Here is a 20989-nt window from a genome sequence, read left to right as displayed (position 1 = left end):
GTCAGCGCCGGTTATGATCATTCATCTGTTTTTATAGCTCCGCGCAGCCCACCCACATGGCCATCCTTGTCACCGGCGGTGCCGGATTCATCGGCAGCAACTTCGTGCTCGACTGGCTGGCCCAGAGCGACGAGCCGGTCGTCAACCTCGACCTGCTCACCTACGCCGGCAACCTCGAAAACCTCGCCAGCCTGCAAGCCGATGCGCGGCACCAGTTTGTGCACGGCAGCATCGGCGACCGACCCTTGGTGCAGCGCCTGCTGGCCGAGCGCCGGCCGCGCGCCGTGCTCAACTTCGCCGCCGAAAGCCACGTCGATCGCTCGCTGCACGGCCCGGGCGCCTTCATCCAAACCAATGTGCAGGGCACCTACGAGCTGCTCGAGGCCGTGCGCGGCCACTGGGCGGCGCTGCCCGCGACCGAGCAAGCCGCCTTTCGCTTCCTGCACGTAAGCACCGACGAGGTCTATGGCAGCCTCGAGCCCGGTCAGCCAGCCTTCACCGAGCAGCACCCCTACCAGCCCAACAGCCCCTACAGCGCCAGCAAGGCCGCCAGCGATCACCTGGTGCGCGCCTGGCACCACAGCTACGGCCTGCCGGTGCTCACCACCAACTGCTCCAACAACTACGGTCCCTACCACTTCCCCGAAAAACTGATTCCGCTGCTCATCGTCAAGGCGCTGGCCGGCGCGCCGCTGCCCATCTACGGCGACGGCCTGCAGGTGCGCGACTGGCTCTACGTGCAAGACCACTGCAGCGCCATCCGCCGCGTGCTCGCCGCCGGGCGCGTGGGCGAGGTTTATAACGTGGGCGGTGGCAACGAAAAAACCAACCTCGAGATCGTGCACAGCGTCTGCGCCTTGCTCGACGAGCTGGCCCCGGCGCAGGCGCGTGGCGTGCGCCACCACCACAGCGGCGTGCCGCTGCAGCGCTACGCCGAGCTCATCGCCTTCGTTGCCGACCGCCCCGGCCACGACCGGCGCTACGCCATCGACGCCAGCAAAATCGGGCGCGAGCTCGGCTGGCAGCCGGCGCACACCTTCGAGACCGGGATCCGCCAAACCGTGCGCTGGTATCTGGACCACCCCGACTGGGTGGCGCACGTGCAAAGCGGCAGCTACCGCGACTGGCTGCGCCAGCACTACGGCCAAGCGCAGGAGGCCCCATGAGCCACCCACCGCGCATCCTGCTGCTGGGCAAAAACGGCCAAGTGGGCTGGGAGCTGCAGCGCAGCCTGGCGCCGCTGGGCGAACTCATCGCCCTCGACCGCCACCCGTGCCCGAATCCGCTCGACCCGCACGCGCCGCGGCTGTGCGGCGATCTGGCCGACCTCGAAGCGCTGGCGCGCACGGTGCAGCAGCTGCGTCCGCAGGTGATCGTCAACGCCGCCGCCTACACCGCAGTCGACAAAGCCGAGAGCGAGCCGGCGCTGGCGCAGCGCATCAACGCCGACGCGCCGGGCCTGCTGGCGCAACTGGCGCACCAGAGCGGGGCTTGGCTGGTGCACTACAGCACCGACTACGTGTTCAACGGCAGCGGCCACCTGCCTTGGGCCGAGGGCAGCCCGACCGGCCCGCTCAACGTCTATGGCCACAGCAAGCTGGCGGGGGAGGGGGCGATCCTCGCCGCCGGGCGTCGGCACCTGATCTTTCGCACCAGCTGGGTCTATGCCGCCCGCGGCGCCAACTTCGCCAAAACCATGCTGCGCCTGGCGCAGCAGCGCGAGCGCCTGAGCGTGGTCGATGACCAATGCGGCGCCCCCACCGGCGCCGAGCTGATCGCCGACGTCAGCGCCCACGCCGTGGCCCTGGTGCTCAGAGGCGCTGCCGAACCCGGCACCTACCACCTCGCAGCCGCTGGCGAAACCACTTGGCACGGCTACGCCAGCGCCGTGATCGAGCAGGCCCGGCGCTTGCGCCCCGAGCTCGACTGGCGCGTGCAGGCCATCGACGCCGTGCCCAGCAGCGCTTTCCCCACCCCGGCGCAGCGCCCGCACAACTCGCGCCTCGACTGCGCCTTGCTGCAAAGCCGCTTCGGCCTGCACCTGCCGCCGTGGCAGCAGGGCGTGCAGCGCATGTTGGCCGAGGTGCTGGCGTGAAAAAATCAAACCCCGATACAGACACCATGACCTCTCGCAAAGGCCTCATCCTCGCCGGTGGCTCCGGCACCCGGCTGCACCCGGCCACGCTGGCCATCAGCAAACAGCTGCTGCCGGTCTATGACAAGCCGATGATCTACTACCCCTTGAGCACCCTCATGCTCGCGGGCTTGCGCGAGGTGCTCGTCATCAGCACGCCGCAAGACACCCCGCGCTTTGCCCAGCTGCTGGGCGACGGCGCGCAGTGGGGCATGAGCCTGCACTACGCCGTGCAGCCCAGCCCCGACGGGCTGGCGCAGGCCTTCCTCATCGGCGAGCGCTTCATCGACGGCGCCCACAGCGCGCTGGTGCTGGGCGACAACATCTACCACGGGCACGACTTCCAGCCGCTGGTGCGCGCCGCCAGCGCCCAAACCCAGGGCGCCACCGTGTTCGCCTACCACGTGCACGACCCCGAGCGCTACGGCGTGGTCGAATTCGACGCCCAAGGCCGCGCCCTCAGCATCGAAGAAAAACCGGTGCAACCCAAGAGCAACTACGCCGTCACCGGCCTGTATTTTTACGACCCGCAAGTGGTGGAGATCGCCAAAGCCGTGCGCCCGAGCGCGCGCGGCGAGCTCGAAATCACCGCCGTCAACCAGGCCTACCTCGAACAAGGCCAGCTCAACGTGCAGACCATGGGCCGCGGCTACGCCTGGCTCGACACCGGTACCCACGACAGCCTGCTCGAAGCCAGTCAATTCATCGCCACGCTCGAGCGCCGCCAGGGCCTCAAAGTCGCTTGCCCGGAAGAAATCGCTTGGCGCAACGGCTGGATCGACGCCGCCCAGCTCGAGTGCCTCGCCGCCCCCTTGCGCAAAAACGGCTACGGCCAGTACCTGCTGGCGTTGCTCGGTGCAGGCCGTCGGTTCTAGCCCAAACCCTCAGCTCCAAAAACCCAGCCCCAGCCCGCCCCAAGCCCTCATGCCCTACACCGTCACCCCCACCGCCTTGCCCGGCGTGCTCGTGCTCACGCCCAAGGTCTTTGGCGACGCGCGCGGTTTCTTCTACGAGAGCTTCAACCAGCGCGACTTCGACGCCGCCACCGGCTTGGCCGGCGTGCAGTTTGTGCAAGACAACCACAGCCGCTCGGCGCGCGGCGTGCTGCGCGGCCTGCACTACCAGCTGGCACCCCAAGCGCAGGGCAAGCTGGTGCGCGTCACCCACGGCGCGGTCTATGACGTGGTGGTGGATTTGCGCCGCAGCTCCCCCACCTTTGGCCGTTGGGATGGGGTTGAGCTGTCGGCCGACAACCACCGCCAGCTCTGGGTGCCGCCGGGTTTCGCGCACGGCTTTCTCACCCTTAGCGAATCGGCCGAGTTTCTGTACAAAACCACCGCCTACTACAGCCCGGCGCACGAACGCAGCTTGCTTTGGTATGACGCGGCCCTGGGCATAGAGTGGCCGCTGACGCAGGCCGGGGTCGAACAGCCGCTGCTGGCGGCCAAAGACGCGGCAGCGGGCACCTTGGCGCAGGCAGATTGCTTCGACTGAACGGGCGGCGGGGTGTTGGCTGGTCCAGCCCCCCCGTGCAGCCCGCCCGTGTATGCTGCCCCCAAAAGGGCTGCGGTGGTGATTACTTCAACCCAGCCAACTCGCGCAGCACCTGCACCTTGTCGGTGCGCTCCCAGGTGAACTCGGGTTCGTCGCGGCCGAAGTGGCCGTAGGCGGCGGTTTTGCTGTAGATCGGGCGCAGCAAGTCCAGCATCTGGATGATGCCGCGCGGGCGCAGGTCGAACACCTCACCCACGATGTGGGCAATTTTGTCGTCGGGGATCACGCCCGTGCCTTCGGTATAGACGGTCACGTTCATGGGCTTGGCCACGCCGATGGCGTAGGCGACCTGAATCTGGCACTGCTTGGCCAGCCCGGCGGCGATGATGTTTTTGGCCACGTAGCGCGCGGCGTAGGCGGCCGAGCGGTCAACCTTGGTCGGGTCTTTGCCGCTGAAAGCGCCGCCGCCGTGCGGGCAGGCGCCGCCGTAGGTATCGACGATGATCTTGCGCCCGGTCAGGCCGCAGTCGCCTTGCGGGCCGCCGATGACGAAGCGCCCGGTGGGGTTGATGAGGTAGCGCGTGTTTTGCAGCCACTCGCGCGGCAGCACCGGCTTGATGATTTCTTCGACGCAGGCCTCGATGAAGGCCGGCAGCATGTGCTTGCCGTCGCTCATCTCCGGGCTGTGCTGGCTCGAGAGCACCACGGTGTCGATGCTGTGCGGGCGGCCATCGACGTAGCGCATGGTGACCTGGCTCTTGGCGTCGGGACGCAAGAAGGGCAGGCGGCCGTCTTTGCGCAGCTGCGCCTGGCGCTCCACGATGCGGTGCGCGTAGTAGATCGGCGCGGGCATCAGCACCGGCGTCTCGTCGCAGGCGTAGCCAAACATCAGGCCCTGGTCGCCGGCGCCGGTGTTGAGGTAGTCGTCGCTGGCGTGGTCCACGCCTTGGGCAATGTCGTTGCTCTGCTTGTCGTAGCAGACCATGACGGCGCAGCCCTTGTAGTCGATGCCGTATTCGGTGTTGTCGTAGCCGATGCGCCGGATGGTGTCGCGCGCGGTCTGGATGTAATCGACATGCGCGTTGGTGGTGATCTCGCCGGCCAGCACCACCAGCCCGGTGTTGGTCAGCGTTTCGGCGGCCACGCGCGAGCGCGGGTCTTGCTCAAAGATCGCGTCCAGGATTGCGTCCGAGATCTGATCCGCGACCTTGTCCGGGTGGCCTTCGGAAACCGATTCGGAGGTGAAAAGAAAGTCGTTCGCCATTTGTTGCATACACTCCAAGGATTGCGCTTGGGCGATTCGCCCGGCGCTGGAAGTGCTGCGGCGAACGCTTTAGCAGGATTTATGAATCGCCCGCAAGTTGTTCTATAACTCGGCGATGCACGAATTGTAACGACACTGGTTCTATCGACACCCGATGCTGTTTTTTTTCAGGCTCATGGGGCGGCTGCCGCTGCCGCTGCTGCACGCGCTGGGCTGGCTGCTGGGCTGGCTGATCTGGCTGCTGGGCCCCACCTACCGCCAGCGCTGGCGCGACCACACGGCCCAGGCCGGGCTGGCCGGGCGGGTGCGCTGGGCCTCGGTGGGCGCGGCCGGGCAGCAGATGGCGGAGCTGCCGCGCATCTGGTTTGGAGCCCCGGTGCCGCTGCATTGGGACGGGGCGCAGCACATCGAAGCGGCTCTGCGCGAGGGCCGGGGGCTGCTGTTCCTGACGCCGCACCTGGGCTGCTTTGAGCTCACGGCGCAGGCCTATGCGCAGCGCTTTGGGGCGCAGCCTGAAGGGCAAAGCGGGGGGCAGGCGAACACCGGCGCGGCCGCTGTGCGCCCAATCACCGTGCTCTACCGGCCGCCGCGTGTGGCGGCGCTGCACCCGGTGCTACAAGCGGCGCGCGAGCGCCCCGGCCTGCACAGCGTGCCCACCGACCTGAGCGGGGTGCGCCAGTTGCTCAAGGCGCTCAAGCAGGGGCAGACCGTGGGCCTGTTGCCCGACCAGGTGCCGCCCGCCGGCATGGGGGTCTGGGCGCCGTTTTTTGGCCGCAACGCCTACACCATGACGCTGGCGGCGCGGCTGGCGCAGGTGCCGGGCACGCAGGTGCTGCTGATCTGGGGCGAACGGCGGCGCTGGGGCCGCGGCTACGTGTTGCGCGTGCGCCCGTGGCTGGATGTGGTGGGTGCTCCGCTGGCACACGAGCCGCAGGCCGCGGCGGCGCAGATCAACCAAGCCATGCAGGCGGTGATCGGGCACTGTCCGGCGCAGTACCTGTGGGGCTATGCGCGCTACAAGGGCTAGTCCGGGGGTGGGGCCGCAGCGGGGGCCTCCGGGTGCGCCCAATCCCAAATCTGGATCGCGGTTTCCTCGAGCCCGAGCTTGCTGCTAGCCGAAAACAGCTGCGCGCTGCCGCCGGCGGTTTGCAGGCGCGCCACCGACAAGGCTTTGGCGGCCTCCTGCCGGTTGAGCTTGTCGGCCTTGGTCAGCAGCACCCTGAAGGCCAGCCCATCCTCGACCCGCGGACGGATGACTTGCAGCAGCGCTTCATCCAGTTCGGTCAACCCCAGGCGCGCATCGCACAGCAGCACCACGGCGCGCAGGTTGGGCCGGCTCACCAGGTAGTTGGCCATCACCTCTTGCCAGCGCCGCTTGGCCGCTTGCGGCACCGCCGCGTAGCCGTAGCCAGGCAGGTCGGCCAGCACGGCGTCGGTCAGGCCTTGTTTGCCGAGGGCAAAGAGGTTGATGCTCTGCGTCCGCCCGGGGGTTTTGGAGGCAAAAGCGAGGCGCTTTTGCTGCGTCAGGGTGTTGATGCAGGTGGACTTGCCGGCGTTGGAGCGGCCCACGAAGGCGATCTCGGGCAAAGTGGAGTCGGGCAGGTGCTGCAGTTGCGGCGCTTCGGTCAAGAAGCGCGCCGTGTGCAGCCATGCCATGGCGGTCTTGCCGGCTTCAGAGAGAGGGGTCACTGGAGTAAAGGGTGTGGTTGTTTGAAGCGGGCAGCATACGGCATTGTAGAATCACGCACAAAATCTCCTGTGCTCGTGGCTGCGTGGGCACTTTCCCCCTTTTTTGCCGTTGACCTCCGAATCCGACATGAAATCTTTCGTCACGCTCATCGGGGCCGCCGCGTTGGCTGCTTTCTCGTTCACTGCCTCGTTTGCGCATGCCCAAGCAGCGCGCTCTGATTCGGTGCCCAACTTTGCCCGCGGTGAACAAATTTACATGCAGATGTGCATGGCCTGCCACGGCGTGGCCGGCAACTCGACCATGGCCGAAAACCCCTCGCTGGCCGGTCAGTTGCCCGAGTACCTGATCAAGCAACTGCGCGACTACAAATCGGGCAAGCGCCAAAACGCCATCATGTCGGGCTTTGCAGCGGCACTCACCGACGACGACAAGCGCGACGTTTCGCACTGGCTGGCGCGCCAAACCCCGGCCCCCAACTACGCCCGCGACCCCGAACTGGTGCGCGAAGGCGAGCGCATCTGGCGCGCCGGCTTGGCCGACCGCAACATCGCCTCGTGCATGGCCTGCCACGGCCCGGCCGGGCGCGGCATGCCGGCGCTGTACCCGCGTCTGGCAGGCCAGCACGCGCGCTACACCGCCGACCAAATGAAACAATTCCGCTCCGGTGCGCGCGGCAACAGCCCCGAAATGGCGCGCATCGCCCGCCACATGACCGACCGCGAGATCGAGGCCGTGTCCGACTTCATTGCTGGCTTACGTTAAGGCCCGGGCCTATAGCGCATCACACTTTCTGGGCCCCTCCCAAATCGAGGGGCTTTTTGCTTAGTCTCCTGCACCGATCGCTCTAGAGCCGACAATCGCTGCGATAGACGGGAACTTGCTGCGCCCAGCGCGCCACTAAGTCACGCCCAGCTCGACCGAGCCCCACCCCCACACTGGTTTGCAACTGATGAGTGTTTCTACTGCTGGCATCGTCATCGAGCGTGGCTCGCCGCTGGTGCGCGATCTGATCGAGCTGTTGTCGTCGATGCGCTTTGCCATCGCGTTGCTGACGGTGATCAGCATCGCCTCGGTCAGCGGCACCGTGGTGCTGCAAAACGAGCCCCTCAACAACTACATCAACCAGTTCGGCCCGTTCTGGTATCGGGTGTTCGAGATCATGGGCATTTACACCATCTTTAGTACGTGGTGGTATGCCCTGATGCTGCTGTTCTTGGTCACCAGCACCTTGTTGTGCGTGGTGCGCACCTCGCCCAAGATGCTGCACGACATTCGTCAGTTCAAAGAGGACATGCGCGAACAAAGCCTCAAGGCCTTCCCCTTCAAGGCGCGGGCTGAACTCGCCGAAGCGGGTGAAGCGGCGGCGCAGCGCATCGGCCAAACCCTGCTGGCTTCGGGCTGGAAAGTGAAGCTGCAACGGCGCGAGAGCGCCGCCGGCGTGGGCTGGATGGTGGCGGCCAAGGCCGGGGCGTGGAACAAGCTCGGTTACATCCTCACGCACTCAGCGATCGTGATCATCTGCGCCGGGGCCTTGCTCGATGGGCGCCTGATGGTGCAGTTGCACACCCTGTTTTTGGGCAAAACCACCTTCGAGGGCGGCGGCCTGATCTCGGAGGTGCCCGATCAGCACCGCCTGAGCGACTGGAATCCCACCTTCCGGGGCAGCATTTTGGTCACCGAAGGCGCCAACACCGGCACCGCCATCATCCCGCAGCCGGGCGGGGTGCTGCTGCAAGAGCTGCCGTTTTCCATCGAGCTCATAGACTTCATCGTCGAGTACTACGACACCGGCATGCCGCGCCTGTTTGCCAGCGAAATCCTGATCCACGACAAGTACACCGGCGAGATCATCCCCAAGCGGGTCGAGGTCAACCACCCCGCGCACCACCGCGGCATCACCATCTTCCAAGCCAGCTACGACGACGGTGGCTCGCTGGTGCAGCTGCGCGGCCTGCCCATGGGCGACGGTGCCGAGCCGTTCACGGTCGAGGGCCGCATCGGGCAATCGACCACCTTGCACCGCGGTGGCGAGACCTTCACGCTCGAGTTCACCGACTTCAGCCTCTACAACGTCGAAAACTTGGCCAACACCCAAGCCGCCGCAGACGCTGCTGTGGGCGGTGGCTTTAGCTTGCGCAATGCCGTGACGCAGCGCTTGGGATCGGCGCACCGCACCGTGGTTGCGGCCGATTTCCAAAACGTCGGCCCCAGCTTCACCTACCGCTTGCGCGACGCGGCCGGCCAAGCGCGCGAGTTCCACAACTTCATGTTGCCCATCGACCTCGACGGCCGGCGCGTGTTCGTGCTGGGCGTGCGCGAGACCGAGGCCGATGACTTCCGCTACCTGCGCATCCCGGTAGACGACCGCGACAGCATCGACGGTTTCATACGCTTGCGCGCGGCGCTGGCCGACCCGCAGCTGCGGCGCGAAGCGGTGCGCCGCTACGTGGCGGCGGCGGCAGCCGGTCAGCGTGCCGAGCTGCAGCAGGCCCTGATGCAGTCGGCGCAGCGCGCGCTGGATTTGTTTGCCGGCCAAGACCCCGAAATCGAGCACCTGCCACGGCGCGACATGCCGGTGTTGGCTGGGCTGCAAGCGGTGTCGGCTTTCCTCGAGGTCAACGTGCCTGAACCCGAGCGCGAACGCGCCGGCGAGCTGATGTTGCGCATCCTCAACGGCAGCCTGCTCGAGCTATACCAGATCACGCGCGAACGCGCCGGCCTGACTCCAGCCCCGTTCAACGAGCAGACCGCGAGCTTTCTCACCCAATCGATGTTGGGCTTGAGCGATTCGTTCTTTTACCCCGCGCCCCTGACCTTCATGATGACCAGCTTCGAGCAGGTCGAAGCCAGCGTGTTTCAGGTATCGCGCGCACCAGGGCGCAACATCGTCTACTTTGGTTGCTTGTTGCTGACGCTCGGCATGATCGCCATGCTCTACGTGCGCGAGCGCCGGGTCTGGGTCTGGCTGGCGCCTAAACCCGACTCCGACACTCTGGATGCCACCATGGCGATGTCGTCCAACCGTAAAATCTCCGACAACGACCGCGAGTTTGAGCAATTGCGCCGTCACCTGTTTAATCAAGCACCCGAGGCCACCTCATGACTGCTGCCACACAGACCATTGAACTCAAGAAGAGCGGGCCATCGCAGCCCATGCGGCCGGGTTATTTTTCCCGGCTCAAGGCTTGGGACTGGATTTTTGCCGCCATGGTGGTGGGCGGCCTCACCTACTGCTACTTCCTGTTTCAGCCGTACCTCGACCGCTACGAGATTTTCGTGCTGCTGCTCACCGCCCCGAGCTGGATCGCGCTGGCTTGGTTCTGGCGCCCGATCAGCTACCTGAGCGTGGTGGTGGCGGTGCTGTCGCTCACCGCCATAGAGCTCTATCAGGTCGATGGCGTAGGCGTTTATGCCCGCGCCGAAGAGGTGTTTCTGCTCAAGTTCTTCTTGGCCAGCCAGACCGCCGTGTTGCACATGAGCCTGCTGCTGCTGGCCAGCACCGTGTTTTACTGGGTGGGCTTGCTGGCAAAGAAAAACGGTGCCGGGTTCGAGGAAGTCGGTGCCAAGATCGCCTGGGTGGCGGTCACCATGGGCTTGGTGGCGTTTTGCGTGCGCTGGTACGAGACCTACCTGCACAACACCGGCTTGGGCTACATCCCGATCAGCAATTTGTACGAAGTGTTCATCATGTTCGGCTGGATGACCACGCTCTACATCCTCTACTACGAAGACCGGTACCAAACGCGCAAGATCGGTGCTTTCTCGATGCTGGTGGTCAGCGCCTCGGTGGCTTTTTTGCTCTGGTACATGGTGACGCGAGAAGCGCACGAGATCCAGCCGCTCATCCCGGCCCTGCAAAGCTGGTGGATGAAGCTGCACGTGCCCACCAACTTCGTGAGCTACGGCACTTGGACCATCGCGGCCATGCTGGCCTTTGCCTATCTGCTCAAGCAAAGCACCTTCAAGTTGAGCTGGCTCAAGCTGACGCCGGTTTGGCTGCTGGCCGCCGTGTTTTTGCTCGAGCCGTTTTTGTTCGGGGTTTACACCGTGGCGCCGGGTGAGACCAACTACGCTGCCGCCGTGGGCATGAGCAACTTCTGGGCGGTCTACGTGGGTGTGGCGGTCCTGATCATCGGGTTCATCGTCATGGCGCGCGACCGCTTTGCGGCCAAGCTGCCAGCGCTCGAGGTGCTCGACGACATCATGTACAAGTGCATCGCCATTGGGCTGCTGTTTTTCACCATCGCCACCATTTTGGGCGCGCTGTGGGCGGCTGAAGCGTGGGGCGCGTACTGGAGTTGGGACCCCAAAGAAACCTGGTCGCTGATCAGCTGGTTCACTTACGCCGCCTGGTTGCACATGCGCTTGGTCAATGGCTTGCGCGGCACGGTGGCGGCCTACTGGGCGATCGCCGGCTTCTTTATCACCAACTTCACCTTCTGGGGCGTGAACATCTTCCTGAGCGGCCTGCACAGCTACGGCGCGCTCTGAATCGTGCAATGATCGCGCCCTGAGGCGCAAAAGCCAGCGAGGCCGCATTTTTGTTGCGGCGGCGCTGGCTTTCGCTTTTGCCTCCAGCCGCCATGGCCGGCGCTTGGTGTGGGGTTTGGTACTAGAGCCCGAGCTCGGGCCCAAGCTGATCGGCCAGCGTTTCGCGCCGGCGTATGAGGCGTGCGTTGCTGCCACTGACCAGCACCTCGGCGGCGCGGCCTCGGCTGTTGTAGTTGCTGGCCATGCTGGTGCAATAGGCACCGGCCGAGCACACCGCCAGCCAGTCGCCGGGCTGCACGGCCAACAGGCGGTCATGGCCGATCCAGTCACCGCTCTCGCACACCGGTCCGACCACTTCGTAGCACTGCACCGCTTGGGCCGGACGCAACTGCAGCGGTACGATGGCGTGATAGGCCTGATACAGCGCCGGCCGCGGCAGGTCGTTCATGCCGGCATCGACGATGAGGAAGTTTTTGGCCAGTCCGGGCTTGAGGTAGAGCGCCTCGGTCAGGCACACGCCCGCATTGCCCACCAGCGAGCGCCCCGGCTCGAGCAGCAGCTTCAAGTTGCCAAAGCCGCGCGCCTCCATGCGCTGCAGCACGGCGGCGAACAAGGCGTCGGCCGCCGGTGGGCACTCGTCGAGGTAGGTGATGCCTAAGCCGCCACCCAAATCGAGGTGTTCGAGCGCGATGCCTGCGGCCTGCAGGGCTGCCACCAGGTCGAGCACACGCTCGAGCGCGTCGAGGTAGGGCGCGCTGTCGGTGATCTGCGAGCCGATGTGGCAGTCAATGCCGACGATGCGCAAGCCCGGTAACGACGCCGCGCGCCGGTAGGCGCTTAGGGCTTCGGTGTGCGCGATGCCAAACTTGTTGCTTTTGAGCCCGGTCGAAATGTAGGGGTGGGTGCGGGCGTCCACGTCGGGGTTCACGCGCAGGCTCACCGGCGCTTGCCGCCCCAGCGACAGCGCCTCAAGGTTCAAAACTTCGATCTCGGGCAAGCTCTCGACGTTGAAGCAACCGATGCCGGCCTGCAGCGCCTGGCGCATCTCGGCGCGGGTCTTACCCACGCCCGAAAACACGATGCGCTCAGGTGCCACGCCGCTGTGCAGCGCCCGCTGCAGCTCGCCGCCCGAGACGATATCGAGCCCGCAGCCCGCTTGCACCAAGGTCTGCAGCAGGGCCAGATTGGGGTTGGCCTTGACGGCGTAGCAAATGAGCGCCGCGCGCCCCTGCAAGGCGCGATGGTAGGCGCCCAGCGCGGCCAGCAGCGCGGCTTGGGAATAGACGAACAGCGGTGTGCCATGCTCGCGCGCCAGCTCGGCCAACTCCAAGCCTTCCACCTGCAGTTGGCCGTCGGCATAATAGAAAAAGGGTGCGCCCGGCACCGTCGGTGCCGCAGGGTAGGGGGCTGACATGGGTGTATTCAGTGTAAAGAGGGGCAATGCCGTTGTAGGCGGGCAGGCGCGCTGGCGCGCTTAACTTTGGCTGGCGGCTGCCGCAGCGCTGGGCAAATACAGCGGCCCCTTTTGGCCGCACCCCGGCAAGGCGAGCAAAAGCAGCCCCAGGCAGGCGCTTAAGCACAGCAGCCGCAGGTGAGAGGGTAAAGCCGCTGTGTGCTCACCAGGCTTCAAGCCTACAATGCCGTTTGAATCATGCATGGCGCGATTGTAATGAACGACACCGACTATTTAAACCACGCCGAAGCCCTGCTGCGGGCGGTCGAGCGCTGCTGCGACCGCATCAACGACGAATCCGAGGTGGACATCGACAACCAGCGCGTGGGCGGCATGGTCACGCTGGTGTTTCGCAACGGCAGCCAGATCGTCATCAACCTGCAAAAACCCCTGCACGAGGTGTGGATGGCGGCGCGCAGCGGCGGCACCCACTACCGCTTCGATGGCCAGCAGTGGCTCGACACCAAAGGGGCGGGGGAGTTTTACGAGCGCCTCTCGCAAGAAGCCAGCGCCCAAGCCGGGGCGGCGCTGCGCTTCAGTTCGGGCGGGTAAACAAGTCCAAGATGTTGCGCCGGTCCTCTGCCGTCATGGGCGGGGCGATTTCGGCCGCGCCCTCTGGCGCGGTGTCGGCGTCGGCCATGCCCAGCGAGGCCACGCCTTGTCCTGGGCCAGATTCCTCGTAGTACCACTCCCCTCCGGCCACCATCAGCCCGGCGGGTGCGTTGGGCTGTTGCACCGGCACCCCGGCCAAGGCCTCGCGCATGAAGTCGATCCAGATCGGCAACGCCAGCGAGCCGCCGGTGGCGTTGCGCCCCAGGTTGCGCGGTGTGTCGTGGCCCATCCAGGCCACCGCCGACAGGGTTGGGTGAAAGCCGGCAAACCAGACATCGACCGCGTCGTTGGTGGTGCCGGTTTTGCCGTACAAGTCGGGGCGGCGCAAGGTCGATTGCACCCGTGCCGCCGTGCCGCTGCGCGTGATTTCACCCATGAGCTGAGTCATGACGAAGGCATTGCGCTCCGGGATCACACGCTGCGCGTGCTCGAGCCCGCGCGCCGGCGCTTGCATCAGCACCTTGCCCTCGTGGTCGGTGATGCGGGTGATGAGCACCGGTGGGGTGTAAAAACCCCCGTTGGCGAACACACCGTAGGCGCTGGCCAGTTGCAGCGGCGTGACGGCGCCCGCACCCAGCGCCATGGCCAGATACGGGGGGTGGCGCTCGGCCTCAAAGCCAAAGCGCGTCAGCCACTGCTGGGCGTTGCTCGGCCCCACTGCCTTGAGCACGCTGATCGAGGGGATGTTGCGCGAGCGCGCCAAGGCCGTGCGCACGGTCATCGGGCCCTCGAACTGGCCGTCGTAGTTGCGCGGCTCCCAGGCCCGGCCGCCGGTGGCGGCGGCGCTAAAAAACAGCGGCGCGTCGTTGACCAAGGTCGAGGCCATGACGCCGTGTTCGAGCGCGGCCGAATAGATGAAAGGCTTGAGCGCCGAGCCCGGCTGGCGCTGCGACTGGATGACGCGGTTGAACTGGTTGCGATCGAAGTCAAAGCCGCCGACCAAGGCGCGGATTTCGCCGTTGCGCGGATCGATGGCCACAAAAGCGGCCTCCACCACTGGTTTCTGGGTGATGGCCCAGCGTTGCTGCGCGTCGCGCACCAGCCGCACCACCGCGCCGGGGCGCAGCTGCAGGTGCGGCGGCGCGTTGGTGGCCAGCCCGGAGCGCACCGAATCGAGGCCGGTGCCTGTAACCTCGATCGGGGCCACCTCGCCGCGGCTGAGCAGCACCCGGCGCGCGCTGGCTTCGAGCACCACGGCGGTGACAAAGCCGTTGAAGTCGGGGATCGCTGTCAACGCCGCGTCGATGGCGGCTTCGCGCGCAGCGGCCTCCGCAGGCAGCTCGATGAAGCGCTCGGGGCCGCGGTAGTGCTGGCGACGTTCAAAGTTGATCACGCCTTGGCGCACCGCCCGCACAGCGGCCCGCTGCTGGTCGGCGTCGATGGTGGTGTAAACCCGCAAGCCACGCGCGTAAGCGGCCTCACCGTACTGGGCAAACACCTGCTGGCGCACCATTTCGGCCACGTGGTTGGCGTGGATGAACTGCTCGGGGTCGAGGCGACGCAGCTGCAGCGGCTCATCCCGGGCGGCTTGCGCCTGCTCGGCCGTGATAAAGCCATTGGCCAGCATCTGGTCGATGATGTGCAGTTGGCGGATGCGAGCGCGGCGCGGGTTGCTGATCGGGTTGAAGGCCGATGGGGCTTTGGGCAGGCCGGCCAGCATGGCTGCTTCGGCAACTGAAAGCTGGGCCAGCGGCTTGCCAAAGTAGGTCTGCGCCGCCGCCGCAAAACCATAAGAGCGGTGCCCAAGGAAGATCTGGTTCATGTAGATTTCCAGAATTTCTTCCTTGGTTAGCAGGCGTTCGAGCTTGAACGTGAGCAGCACCTCGTAGAACTTGCGCAAAAAGGTGCGGTCCTTGGTCAGGAACATGTTGCGCGCCACCTGCATGGTGATGGTCGAGGCGCCTTGGCTCAGGGGGTCGAACACATTGGCCAGCGCCGCACGCGCCACACCGCGAAAGTCAACCCCGCCGTGCTCGAAAAAGCGCTCGTCCTCGATCGCCAGCACGGCTTGGATCATCACCGGCGGGATTTCGGCAAAGGGCGTCATGTTGCGCCGCTCCTCGCCAAACTCGCCGATCAGCTCGCCGTCGCGTGCATAGACGCGCAGGGGCAATTTGGGGCGGTAGTCGCTCAGGCTGGTGACATCGGGCAGCTTGGGGTAGGCCAAGGTCACGGCGAGGCCCAGCAACACCGCGCCCGCAAACGCAGCCACTACCGATGCGACGATGGCGGTAAACGCCATCGACCTCACGCGGCGCGACCAGCCTACAGGCTTTGTGCGGGTAGAAGCGGCCCGATGCGGGTCGGGCTCAGGCGAGCGAGGCGAGGTGGCGGACATGAATATTTTGCATCTAAGGTATCGGATTATAAAAAAAGCAGCCTGATCGTGCGCTCGGATGGCTTAGAGTCTGTCAAAGTTTGTAAACTTACTTGCCTTGTGGCTACACTGTGCCAACTTGGCGCATCGTTTTTTTCAACGGCAGCCCAGGCCAGTGGTACTTAAACCGTCTGCTTGATGCTAGGTTTGATACATGTCCCTTTTTGTGTCGAACCGTAACCGCTCTTGGGGGTGAATTTGGTCTCAATCAGAACGCTATTTCGTCGGGAACCCGCTCCCTTGCTGGGGATCGACGTCAGCACAAACTCACTCCGGCTGGTTGAGCTGCAGCGTGATCCCTCTGGTCGCTGGGAGGTTCTGCACTGCGCCGTAGAGCCCTTGGAGCGCGGATGGGTCAAGGAAGGCAACATTGAGCAATTTGACCAAGTGGCATCTGCACTCAAGCGGTTGGTCAAAAAGTCGGGCAGCAAAACCCGCAGCGCCGCGTTGGCCTTGCCGGGTTCGGCCGTGATCACCAAAAAAATCAACCTGCCTGCTGGGTTGAGTGAGGCAGAGTTGGAGCTTCAGGTTGAGTCTGAGGCGGCGCAGTACATTCCGTTCCCGCTGGCTGAGGTCAGCCTCGATTTTTGTGTTGTGGGTCCGGCGCCCAAGATGCCCGATTTTGTCGAGGTGCTGCTGGTGGCTTCGCGCAAAGAGAAGGTCTCAGACCGTCAAGGCCTGGCCGAGGCGGCCGGCTTGGTGCCGGTGCTGCTTGATGTGGAGTCGTTCGCTTCAAGGTTGGCGGCCGCTCGGGTGATCGAGGCATTGCCGAATCGAGGGGAAAACATGCTGGTTGCCCTGTTCGAGCTGGGCTCGCAAAACTCGAGCTTGCAGGTCATTCGCAACGAAGACATGGTCTACGAGCGCGAGCAGAATTTTGGTGGCAATCAGTTGACGGCGTGGATCGCTCGACACTACTCGATCTCTCCTGAAGAAGCCGAAAGCAAGAAGAAATCCGCCGCCTTTGCACCCGATTACCACGAAGCCGTGCTCTCGCCCTACCAGAGTCAGCTAGGGCAAGATATAGGCCGCGCCCTTCAGTTTTTCTTTACCAGCACCCCGCACAACAAGGTGGATTACGTGTTGCTGTCGGGTGGGGCGGCCGCGGTGCCTGGGATCGAGGTGGCAGTCATGAATCAAACATCCTTCCCTTCCAAGATTGTCAACCCTTTTGAAGGCATGTCGCTATCGGCTGCCTCAGTCTCGGCCAAAGGGGCGGATAGCAGCACGGCGTTTTTGGTGGCCACGGGCTTGGCTATGCGCAGGTATTCTTCATGATCGCTATCAATTTATTACCCCACCGCGAAATTGCGCGCAAGAAAAAGCGCGAGCAGTTTTTCGTCAACCTGGGTTTGGCGATAGGTGCAGGCCTGGTTCTGGCGGCTCTGGTCTATGGTTTTTTCCAGCTGCAGATCAGTGGGCAGCAGGAGCGCAACCAGTTCATCCAGGCCGAGATCCAAAAGCTGGATGTCCAGATTCGCGAAGTGGCCACCTTGCAGCAGGAGCTCGATGGCCTCAAGTCGCGCCAGGCTGCCGTAGAGAGCTTGCAAGCCGGGCGCAATTTGCCTGTGCATTTGCTCGACGAGATGGTGCGGCTGCTGCCCGAAGGCGTGCACCTGACGGCGCTGCGCCAAGAGGCTGCAGCCATCACCTTGACCGGGGTGGCTCAATCGCAGGAGCGGGTGTCCGAGTTGCTGCGCAATTTTGGCGGTCGCAGCCCATGGCTCACTCAACCGCATCTGGTCGAAATCACTGCTGCAACGTTGGCCCTTGGGCCGCGCGATCAGCGCCGCGTGTTCAATTTTTCGGTGCGTTTGACCCTTAGCCCCAATACGCAAACCAGCCCGCAAGGTTCAACACCGGCGCAACCCGGCCAGACGCAGCCAGCAGGTCAATCGCCTGCACCGGCGGCCACTGGCGGTCGAGTCTAAGCGCAGCCGCATTGAGAGGGCCTGAACCGATCATGAGCAAAAAAACCAAATCCGCCTCGTTCGACTTTGCCCGTTGGCAACAAGATGTGCGGTCCCAATTCAGTGGTCTCGATCCCAACGACCCCTCGCGCTGGCCCGCCATGCCGCGCCGCTTGCTGCTGCTGGTGGTGGCGTTGGCGGTGCTGGTGGGCCTGTGGTTTGTGGTGCTAAGCGGCATGCGCGCGCAGCTTGAAACCGAGCGCCAGCGCGAGGCGCAGTTGCGCACCGAATTCACGAGCAAAGTGGCCCAGGCGGCCAATCTGGATGCATTGCGGGCCCAGCTCGAACAGGTGCGCCTTTATGTGAGCCAGCTCGAGCGCCAACTGCCCAGCCGAGCCGAGATGGATGCCTTGCTCTCCGACATCAACCAGGCCGGCATCGGGCGCGGTTTGCAGTTCGAGCTGTTTAGGCCCGGGCAAGTTGAGCTGCGCGACCACTACGCCGAACTGCCGATCGCGGTGCGCGTCATCGGCAGCTACCACGACATCGGTATGTTCGTCTCGGATGTGGCGCACCTGTCGCGCATCGTGATCCTCCACAACCTGAGTCTGGCGCCGGCCCCCAACCGGCCCGAGGTGCTGACCATGGATGCCACCGCCAAAACCTTTCGCTACCTCGACCCCGAAGAGGTTGCGCAGCGCCAGCGCGAACGGCAACAGCAACAGCGCGCCGCCGGGGGCCAGCGATGAGTACGGCCCGGTTTTACCCCTTAGGCTTGCTGCTGGCAGCGGCCTTGGCGCTCACTGCCTGCACCCCCAGCGGCGACGACCTCTCGGCTTGGATGGAGCAGCAGCGGGCCGCCGCGCAGCCCAGTGTGGCGCCGGTTCTGGCACCCCAGCCCCACGTACCGCAAACCTATCAGGGGCTGGGCACTGTCTCGCCCTTTAGCTCCGACAAACTCACGGTGCTGCTGCGCGCCGAGGCCGCATCGCCCGCCGTATCCGGTTTGTTGGCGTCCGAGATGCGCCGCCGCAAAGACCCGCTGGAGGCGGTGCCGCTCGACACCATCACCATGGTGGGTTTGTTGCGCCGCGGCAACGAAACCGTGGCACTGGTGCGCTCAGAGGGCTTGATCCACCAGGTGCGCCGCGGCAACCACATGGGGCAAAACTTCGGACGCATCACCGCCATCAGCGAAACCCAGATCGCCCTGCGCGAAATCGCTCAAGACCCGGTCGGCGAATGGGTAGAGCGCACCACCACATTGCAGTTGCAAGAAGGCACCGGCCAATGAACCCGACCCCTCACACCCGATTTTCCCCCAGCCTGTCGCGGCCCGTCCGCTATGCCTTGTTTGCCTGCACCTTGCTGATGGCGGGCTGGGCGCAGGCGCAGTTGGCCATTCAGTCGCTCACCGTGACGGCACAAGGTGGCGGCGGCGAGCTCGTGCGCATCCAGACCAACGAACCGCTGCGCCAACTGCCGGCGGGCTTCAGCATGCAAGCGCCGGCGCGCATCGCGCTCGACATACCCGGGGCCAGCAACGCCACCGGTCAAAATTTGTTTGAGCTCAACCAAGGCAACCTGCGTTCGGCCAACGTGGTGCAGGCGGGCGACCGCACGCGCATCGTGTTGAATCTCAGCCAGCCGGTGGGCTACGAGCTGCGCATCGAGGGCAACACCTTGCTGGTGCAGTTGCAGCCGGGCGCGCAGGCGGCCGCTCCGGTGGCAGGGGGCGCGCTGGGTGCGGCCTTTGCCCCAGCCGGCCCTGCTGCGCGCACGCAGCCGCTGGTCGATATCGACTTTAGGCGCGGCGCACAAAACGCCGGGCGGGTGCTGGTCGAGCTGGCCAGCAGCCAGACCGGCGTCGATGTGCGCCAGCAAGGGCGCAACCTGGTGGTGGAGTTCCAGCAGAGCTCGCTGCCCGAAGGCCTGCGCCGGCGCCTCGACGTGACCGACTTTGGCACCCCGGTGCAAACCATCACCGCCACCCAGATGGGCGACCGGGTGCGCCTGCTGATCGAACCCACCGGCAACTGGGAGCACAGCGCCATCCAGACCGACAACCAGTTCGTGCTCGAAGTGCGTGAGGTGCGGCAAGAGGCCACCCGTCCAGGCCAAGAGCGCACCTTCACCGGCGACAAAATCTCGCTCAACTTTCAGAACATCGAAGTGCGCTCCTTGCTGCAAGTGATCGCTGACTTCACCGACTTCAACATCATCGCCTCTGAAGCGGTGACCGGCAGCCTGACCATGCGCTTGCAAGACGTGCCTTGGGATCAGGCCCTAGACACCGTGCTGCAAGCCAAAAACCTGGGCCAGCGCCGCACCGGCAACGTGATTTGGGTCGCGCCCAACGAACACATCATTCAGCGCGAGCGCCAAGAGCTCGAGGCGCAGGTGCACGTGCAAGCCCTGGAGCCGCTGCGCACGCAGTTTTTTTCCCTCAGCTTTGCGCGCGCACCAGATGTGAAGGCGCAGTTGGTGGGCACGGGCACGGGTGCGGCTGCTGGAGCCGGTGCCGCTGCGGCCGGCGTGGCCGCTGCTGCGGCCGCGGCGGCCGGTGGTACAGGTGCAGCAACAGCTGCCAGTTCACGCATTTTGTCCAACCGCGGCAGCGTCAACATCGACAGCCGCACCAACCAGGTGTTTGTCACCGACGTGCCCTCGGGCCTCGAGCGCGTGACCGACTTCATCCGGCGCATCGACGTGCCGGTGAGCCAGGTGCTGATCGAAGCCCGCATTGTCGAAGCCGATGACACCTTTGGCCGCTCGCTCGGGGTGCGGTTGGGGGGCGCAGATTTTCGCGGCGTGCGCGGCGGTACCCCGGGCTATGGCTTGGGCAGCAACCGCATTGCTTTCGGCGCCAGCCTTGATGGCGTGACCGCCACCACCGGACAATTTGGTGCGCTCACTGCTGCCAACACCACTTTTGTAAACTTGCCGGCTCTGGCCCTTGCCGGTGTTGCGCCGGCGGCTGTGGCGGCGACTTTGTTTAGCCCCAGCGCCAACCGTTTTTTAAACTTAGAAATATCGGCTCTGCAAGCCGATGGCCGCGGCCAAGTGGTGGCCAGCCCACGCGTCATTACCACCAACCAAAACCTCGCCACCATCGAGCAGGGGGTGCGTGTTCCCTTCACAAGAAACAACGACGAGGGTGAACCCACCACTGAATTCATTAACGCCTCTTTGAAGCTAGAAGTCACGCCGCAAGTCACACCCGATGGCAGCGTGATCATGCGCGTAACAGTCAACAGGGACAGTCTGGGCATAGTCACACGAGACGGCCAAGCCATCAACACCAGAAACGTCAGCACAGAGGTGTTGGTGGAAAATGGCGGCACTGTCGTTATCGGGGGCATTTTCGAGACCAGCGAGCGCAACACCCTGAACCAGGTGCCCGGCTTGGGCGAACTGCCTTTGGTCGGTCATTTGTTCCGCTCGACAGCCCGCCAAACCGAGCGCCGCGAGTTGCTGGTGTTCCTGACACCTCGGGTTTTGACCACTGGCGCCGCCTTACGCTGATTTTGATAGGGACATGAAAATGTTTAAATTGATTTCGCG

20 protein-coding genes are annotated in these 20989 nt (G+C 64.8%); 15 read left to right on the top strand and 5 right to left on the bottom strand.

Annotated features, from left to right (window positions below; all coding sequences use genetic code 11):
- The first annotated feature begins 56 nt into the window (after positions 1–56).
- The 4 genes from rfbB to rfbC are packed head-to-tail and all read left to right on the top strand — an operon-like array spanning position 57 to position 3628.
- The gene (rfbB, locus tag ACVMK0_RS09230) at positions 57–1166 is read left to right on the top strand and encodes a dTDP-glucose 4,6-dehydratase (RefSeq protein WP_476463615.1); all 1110 of its coding nucleotides are present in this window, start codon (positions 57–59) and stop codon (positions 1164–1166) included.
- Complete coding sequence (rfbD, locus tag ACVMK0_RS09225) at positions 1163–2095, top strand: dTDP-4-dehydrorhamnose reductase (RefSeq protein ID WP_045536573.1); 933 nt, start codon at positions 1163–1165, stop codon at positions 2093–2095. The genes rfbB and rfbD overlap by 4 nt, the downstream gene beginning before the upstream one ends.
- A 26-nt stretch (positions 2096–2121) precedes the next feature.
- Positions 2122–3009 carry a glucose-1-phosphate thymidylyltransferase RfbA gene (gene rfbA / locus ACVMK0_RS09220; RefSeq protein ID WP_476463614.1) on the top strand — a complete coding sequence of 296 codons (888 nt, stop codon included), beginning with the start codon at positions 2122–2124 and terminating at the stop codon, positions 3007–3009.
- Between the two features lie 49 nt (positions 3010–3058).
- Positions 3059–3628 carry a dTDP-4-dehydrorhamnose 3,5-epimerase gene (gene rfbC / locus ACVMK0_RS09215; RefSeq protein ID WP_476463613.1) on the top strand — a complete coding sequence of 190 codons (570 nt, stop codon included), beginning with the start codon at positions 3059–3061 and terminating at the stop codon, positions 3626–3628.
- Between the two features lie 82 nt (positions 3629–3710).
- On the opposite strand, the gene metK is transcribed toward rfbC, so the two are convergent.
- Positions 3711–4892 carry a methionine adenosyltransferase gene (gene metK / locus ACVMK0_RS09210; protein ID WP_476464676.1) on the bottom strand — a complete coding sequence of 394 codons (1182 nt, stop codon included), beginning with the start codon at positions 4890–4892 and terminating at the stop codon, positions 3711–3713.
- A gap of 154 nt (positions 4893–5046) precedes the next feature.
- Here metK and ACVMK0_RS09205 point away from each other — a divergent pair, with 154 nt between their 5' ends.
- Entirely contained in the window at positions 5047–5919 is an 873-nt protein-coding gene (locus ACVMK0_RS09205) for an LpxL/LpxP family acyltransferase (RefSeq protein ID WP_476463612.1), read from the top strand.
- On the opposite strand, the gene yihA is transcribed toward ACVMK0_RS09205, so the two are convergent.
- The gene (gene yihA / locus ACVMK0_RS09200; RefSeq protein WP_476464675.1) at positions 5916–6494 is read right to left on the bottom strand and encodes a ribosome biogenesis GTP-binding protein YihA/YsxC; all 579 of its coding nucleotides are present in this window, start codon (positions 6492–6494) and stop codon (positions 5916–5918) included. The two genes, ACVMK0_RS09205 and yihA, sit on opposite strands and share 4 nt — an antisense overlap.
- Between yihA and ACVMK0_RS09195 the strand changes: the two genes are divergently transcribed.
- The 4 genes from ACVMK0_RS09195 (at position 6427) to ccsB (ending at position 11073) form a co-directional block, all read left to right on the top strand.
- A complete protein-coding gene (locus ACVMK0_RS09195; RefSeq protein ID WP_476463611.1) occupies positions 6427–6606 on the top strand; it encodes an SWIM zinc finger family protein in 180 nt (59 codons plus the stop codon). The genes yihA and ACVMK0_RS09195 overlap by 68 nt on opposite strands.
- Positions 6607–6708: 102 nt before the next feature.
- Entirely contained in the window at positions 6709–7344 is a 636-nt protein-coding gene (locus ACVMK0_RS09190; RefSeq protein WP_476463610.1) for a c-type cytochrome, read from the top strand.
- 187 nt (positions 7345–7531) lie between these two features.
- Positions 7532–9685, top strand: a complete 2154-nt coding sequence (locus ACVMK0_RS09185; protein WP_476463609.1) for a cytochrome c biogenesis protein ResB — start codon at positions 7532–7534, stop codon at positions 9683–9685.
- Positions 9682–11073 carry a c-type cytochrome biogenesis protein CcsB gene (gene ccsB, locus ACVMK0_RS09180; protein ID WP_476463608.1) on the top strand — a complete coding sequence of 464 codons (1392 nt, stop codon included), beginning with the start codon at positions 9682–9684 and terminating at the stop codon, positions 11071–11073. Before ACVMK0_RS09185 ends, ccsB begins: the two co-directional genes overlap by 4 nt.
- Before the next feature lie 121 nt (positions 11074–11194).
- On the opposite strand, the gene lysA is transcribed toward ccsB, so the two are convergent.
- Both lysA and lptM read right to left on the bottom strand, forming a co-directional pair.
- Positions 11195–12487: a diaminopimelate decarboxylase gene (lysA, locus tag ACVMK0_RS09175; RefSeq protein ID WP_476463607.1), complete on the bottom strand. Its 1293-nt coding sequence runs from the start codon at positions 12485–12487 to the stop codon at positions 11195–11197.
- Positions 12488–12547: 60 nt separating this feature from the next.
- Entirely contained in the window at positions 12548–12730 is a 183-nt protein-coding gene (gene lptM / locus ACVMK0_RS09170) for an LPS translocon maturation chaperone LptM (protein WP_476463606.1), read from the bottom strand.
- A 12-nt stretch (positions 12731–12742) separates the two neighbouring features.
- On the opposite strand from lptM, the gene cyaY reads away from it, so the two are divergent.
- Positions 12743–13078 (top strand): iron donor protein CyaY, encoded by a 336-nt coding sequence (gene cyaY, locus ACVMK0_RS09165; protein WP_045536562.1) that lies wholly within the window; start codon positions 12743–12745, stop codon positions 13076–13078.
- On the opposite strand, the gene ACVMK0_RS09160 is transcribed toward cyaY, so the two are convergent.
- Positions 13062–15380 carry a penicillin-binding protein 1A gene (locus ACVMK0_RS09160; protein WP_476463605.1) on the bottom strand — a complete coding sequence of 773 codons (2319 nt, stop codon included), beginning with the start codon at positions 15378–15380 and terminating at the stop codon, positions 13062–13064. The genes cyaY and ACVMK0_RS09160 overlap by 17 nt on opposite strands.
- A gap of 333 nt (positions 15381–15713) precedes the next feature.
- On the opposite strand from ACVMK0_RS09160, the gene ACVMK0_RS09155 reads away from it, so the two are divergent.
- From ACVMK0_RS09155 to ACVMK0_RS09135, 5 genes are read left to right on the top strand one after another with little or no spacing between them, the layout of a single operon-like run.
- On the top strand, positions 15714–16793 hold the full coding sequence (locus ACVMK0_RS09155; protein WP_476464674.1) for a pilus assembly protein PilM: 1080 nt from the start codon (positions 15714–15716) through the stop codon (positions 16791–16793).
- Complete coding sequence (locus ACVMK0_RS09150; RefSeq protein WP_045536556.1) at positions 16790–17446, top strand: PilN domain-containing protein; 657 nt, start codon at positions 16790–16792, stop codon at positions 17444–17446. Before ACVMK0_RS09155 ends, ACVMK0_RS09150 begins: the two co-directional genes overlap by 4 nt.
- A gap of 32 nt (positions 17447–17478) precedes the next feature.
- The gene (locus tag ACVMK0_RS09145; RefSeq protein WP_476463604.1) at positions 17479–18174 is read left to right on the top strand and encodes a type IV pilus inner membrane component PilO; all 696 of its coding nucleotides are present in this window, start codon (positions 17479–17481) and stop codon (positions 18172–18174) included.
- The gene (locus ACVMK0_RS09140; protein WP_476463603.1) at positions 18171–18719 is read left to right on the top strand and encodes a pilus assembly protein PilP; all 549 of its coding nucleotides are present in this window, start codon (positions 18171–18173) and stop codon (positions 18717–18719) included. The genes ACVMK0_RS09145 and ACVMK0_RS09140 overlap by 4 nt, the downstream gene beginning before the upstream one ends.
- A complete protein-coding gene (locus tag ACVMK0_RS09135; protein WP_476463602.1) occupies positions 18716–20950 on the top strand; it encodes a type IV pilus secretin PilQ in 2235 nt (744 codons plus the stop codon). The genes ACVMK0_RS09140 and ACVMK0_RS09135 overlap by 4 nt, the downstream gene beginning before the upstream one ends.
- Positions 20951–20989 lie beyond the last annotated feature (39 nt).

The sequence above is a fragment of the Serpentinimonas sp. SSL01 genome, assembly GCF_056323735.1.
Note: the sequence above shows the minus strand (reverse complement) of the source record. Positions and strands in the feature narration are given on the sequence as shown.

Bases quoted from the DNA above. Each gene is read 5' to 3' on its own strand.
- cyaY (WP_045536562.1), top strand. From the start codon at position 12,743: ATGAACGACACCGACTATTTAAACCACGCCGAAGCCCTGCTGCGGGCG.
- ccsB (WP_476463608.1), top strand. From the start codon at position 9,682: ATGACTGCTGCCACACAGACCATTGAACTCAAGAAGAGCGGGCCATCG.
- lptM (WP_476463606.1), bottom strand. From the start codon at position 12,730: ATGCATGATTCAAACGGCATTGTAGGCTTGAAGCCTGGTGAGCACACA.
- ACVMK0_RS09135 (WP_476463602.1), top strand. From the start codon at position 18,716: ATGAACCCGACCCCTCACACCCGATTTTCCCCCAGCCTGTCGCGGCCC.
- ACVMK0_RS09185 (WP_476463609.1), top strand. From the start codon at position 7,532: ATGAGTGTTTCTACTGCTGGCATCGTCATCGAGCGTGGCTCGCCGCTG.
- ACVMK0_RS09190 (WP_476463610.1), top strand. From the start codon at position 6,709: ATGAAATCTTTCGTCACGCTCATCGGGGCCGCCGCGTTGGCTGCTTTC.
- rfbD (WP_045536573.1), top strand. From the start codon at position 1,163: ATGAGCCACCCACCGCGCATCCTGCTGCTGGGCAAAAACGGCCAAGTG.
- rfbA (WP_476463614.1), top strand. From the start codon at position 2,122: ATGACCTCTCGCAAAGGCCTCATCCTCGCCGGTGGCTCCGGCACCCGG.
- ACVMK0_RS09150 (WP_045536556.1), top strand. From the start codon at position 16,790: ATGATCGCTATCAATTTATTACCCCACCGCGAAATTGCGCGCAAGAAA.
- ACVMK0_RS09195 (WP_476463611.1), top strand. From the start codon at position 6,427: ATGCAGGTGGACTTGCCGGCGTTGGAGCGGCCCACGAAGGCGATCTCG.
- ACVMK0_RS09145 (WP_476463604.1), top strand. From the start codon at position 17,479: ATGAGCAAAAAAACCAAATCCGCCTCGTTCGACTTTGCCCGTTGGCAA.
- rfbC (WP_476463613.1), top strand. From the start codon at position 3,059: ATGCCCTACACCGTCACCCCCACCGCCTTGCCCGGCGTGCTCGTGCTC.
- rfbB (WP_476463615.1), top strand. From the start codon at position 57: ATGGCCATCCTTGTCACCGGCGGTGCCGGATTCATCGGCAGCAACTTC.
- ACVMK0_RS09205 (WP_476463612.1), top strand. From the start codon at position 5,047: ATGCTGTTTTTTTTCAGGCTCATGGGGCGGCTGCCGCTGCCGCTGCTG.
- lysA (WP_476463607.1), bottom strand. From the start codon at position 12,487: ATGTCAGCCCCCTACCCTGCGGCACCGACGGTGCCGGGCGCACCCTTT.
- metK (WP_476464676.1), bottom strand. From the start codon at position 4,892: ATGGCGAACGACTTTCTTTTCACCTCCGAATCGGTTTCCGAAGGCCAC.
- ACVMK0_RS09140 (WP_476463603.1), top strand. From the start codon at position 18,171: ATGAGTACGGCCCGGTTTTACCCCTTAGGCTTGCTGCTGGCAGCGGCC.
- ACVMK0_RS09160 (WP_476463605.1), bottom strand. From the start codon at position 15,380: ATGGCGTTTACCGCCATCGTCGCATCGGTAGTGGCTGCGTTTGCGGGC.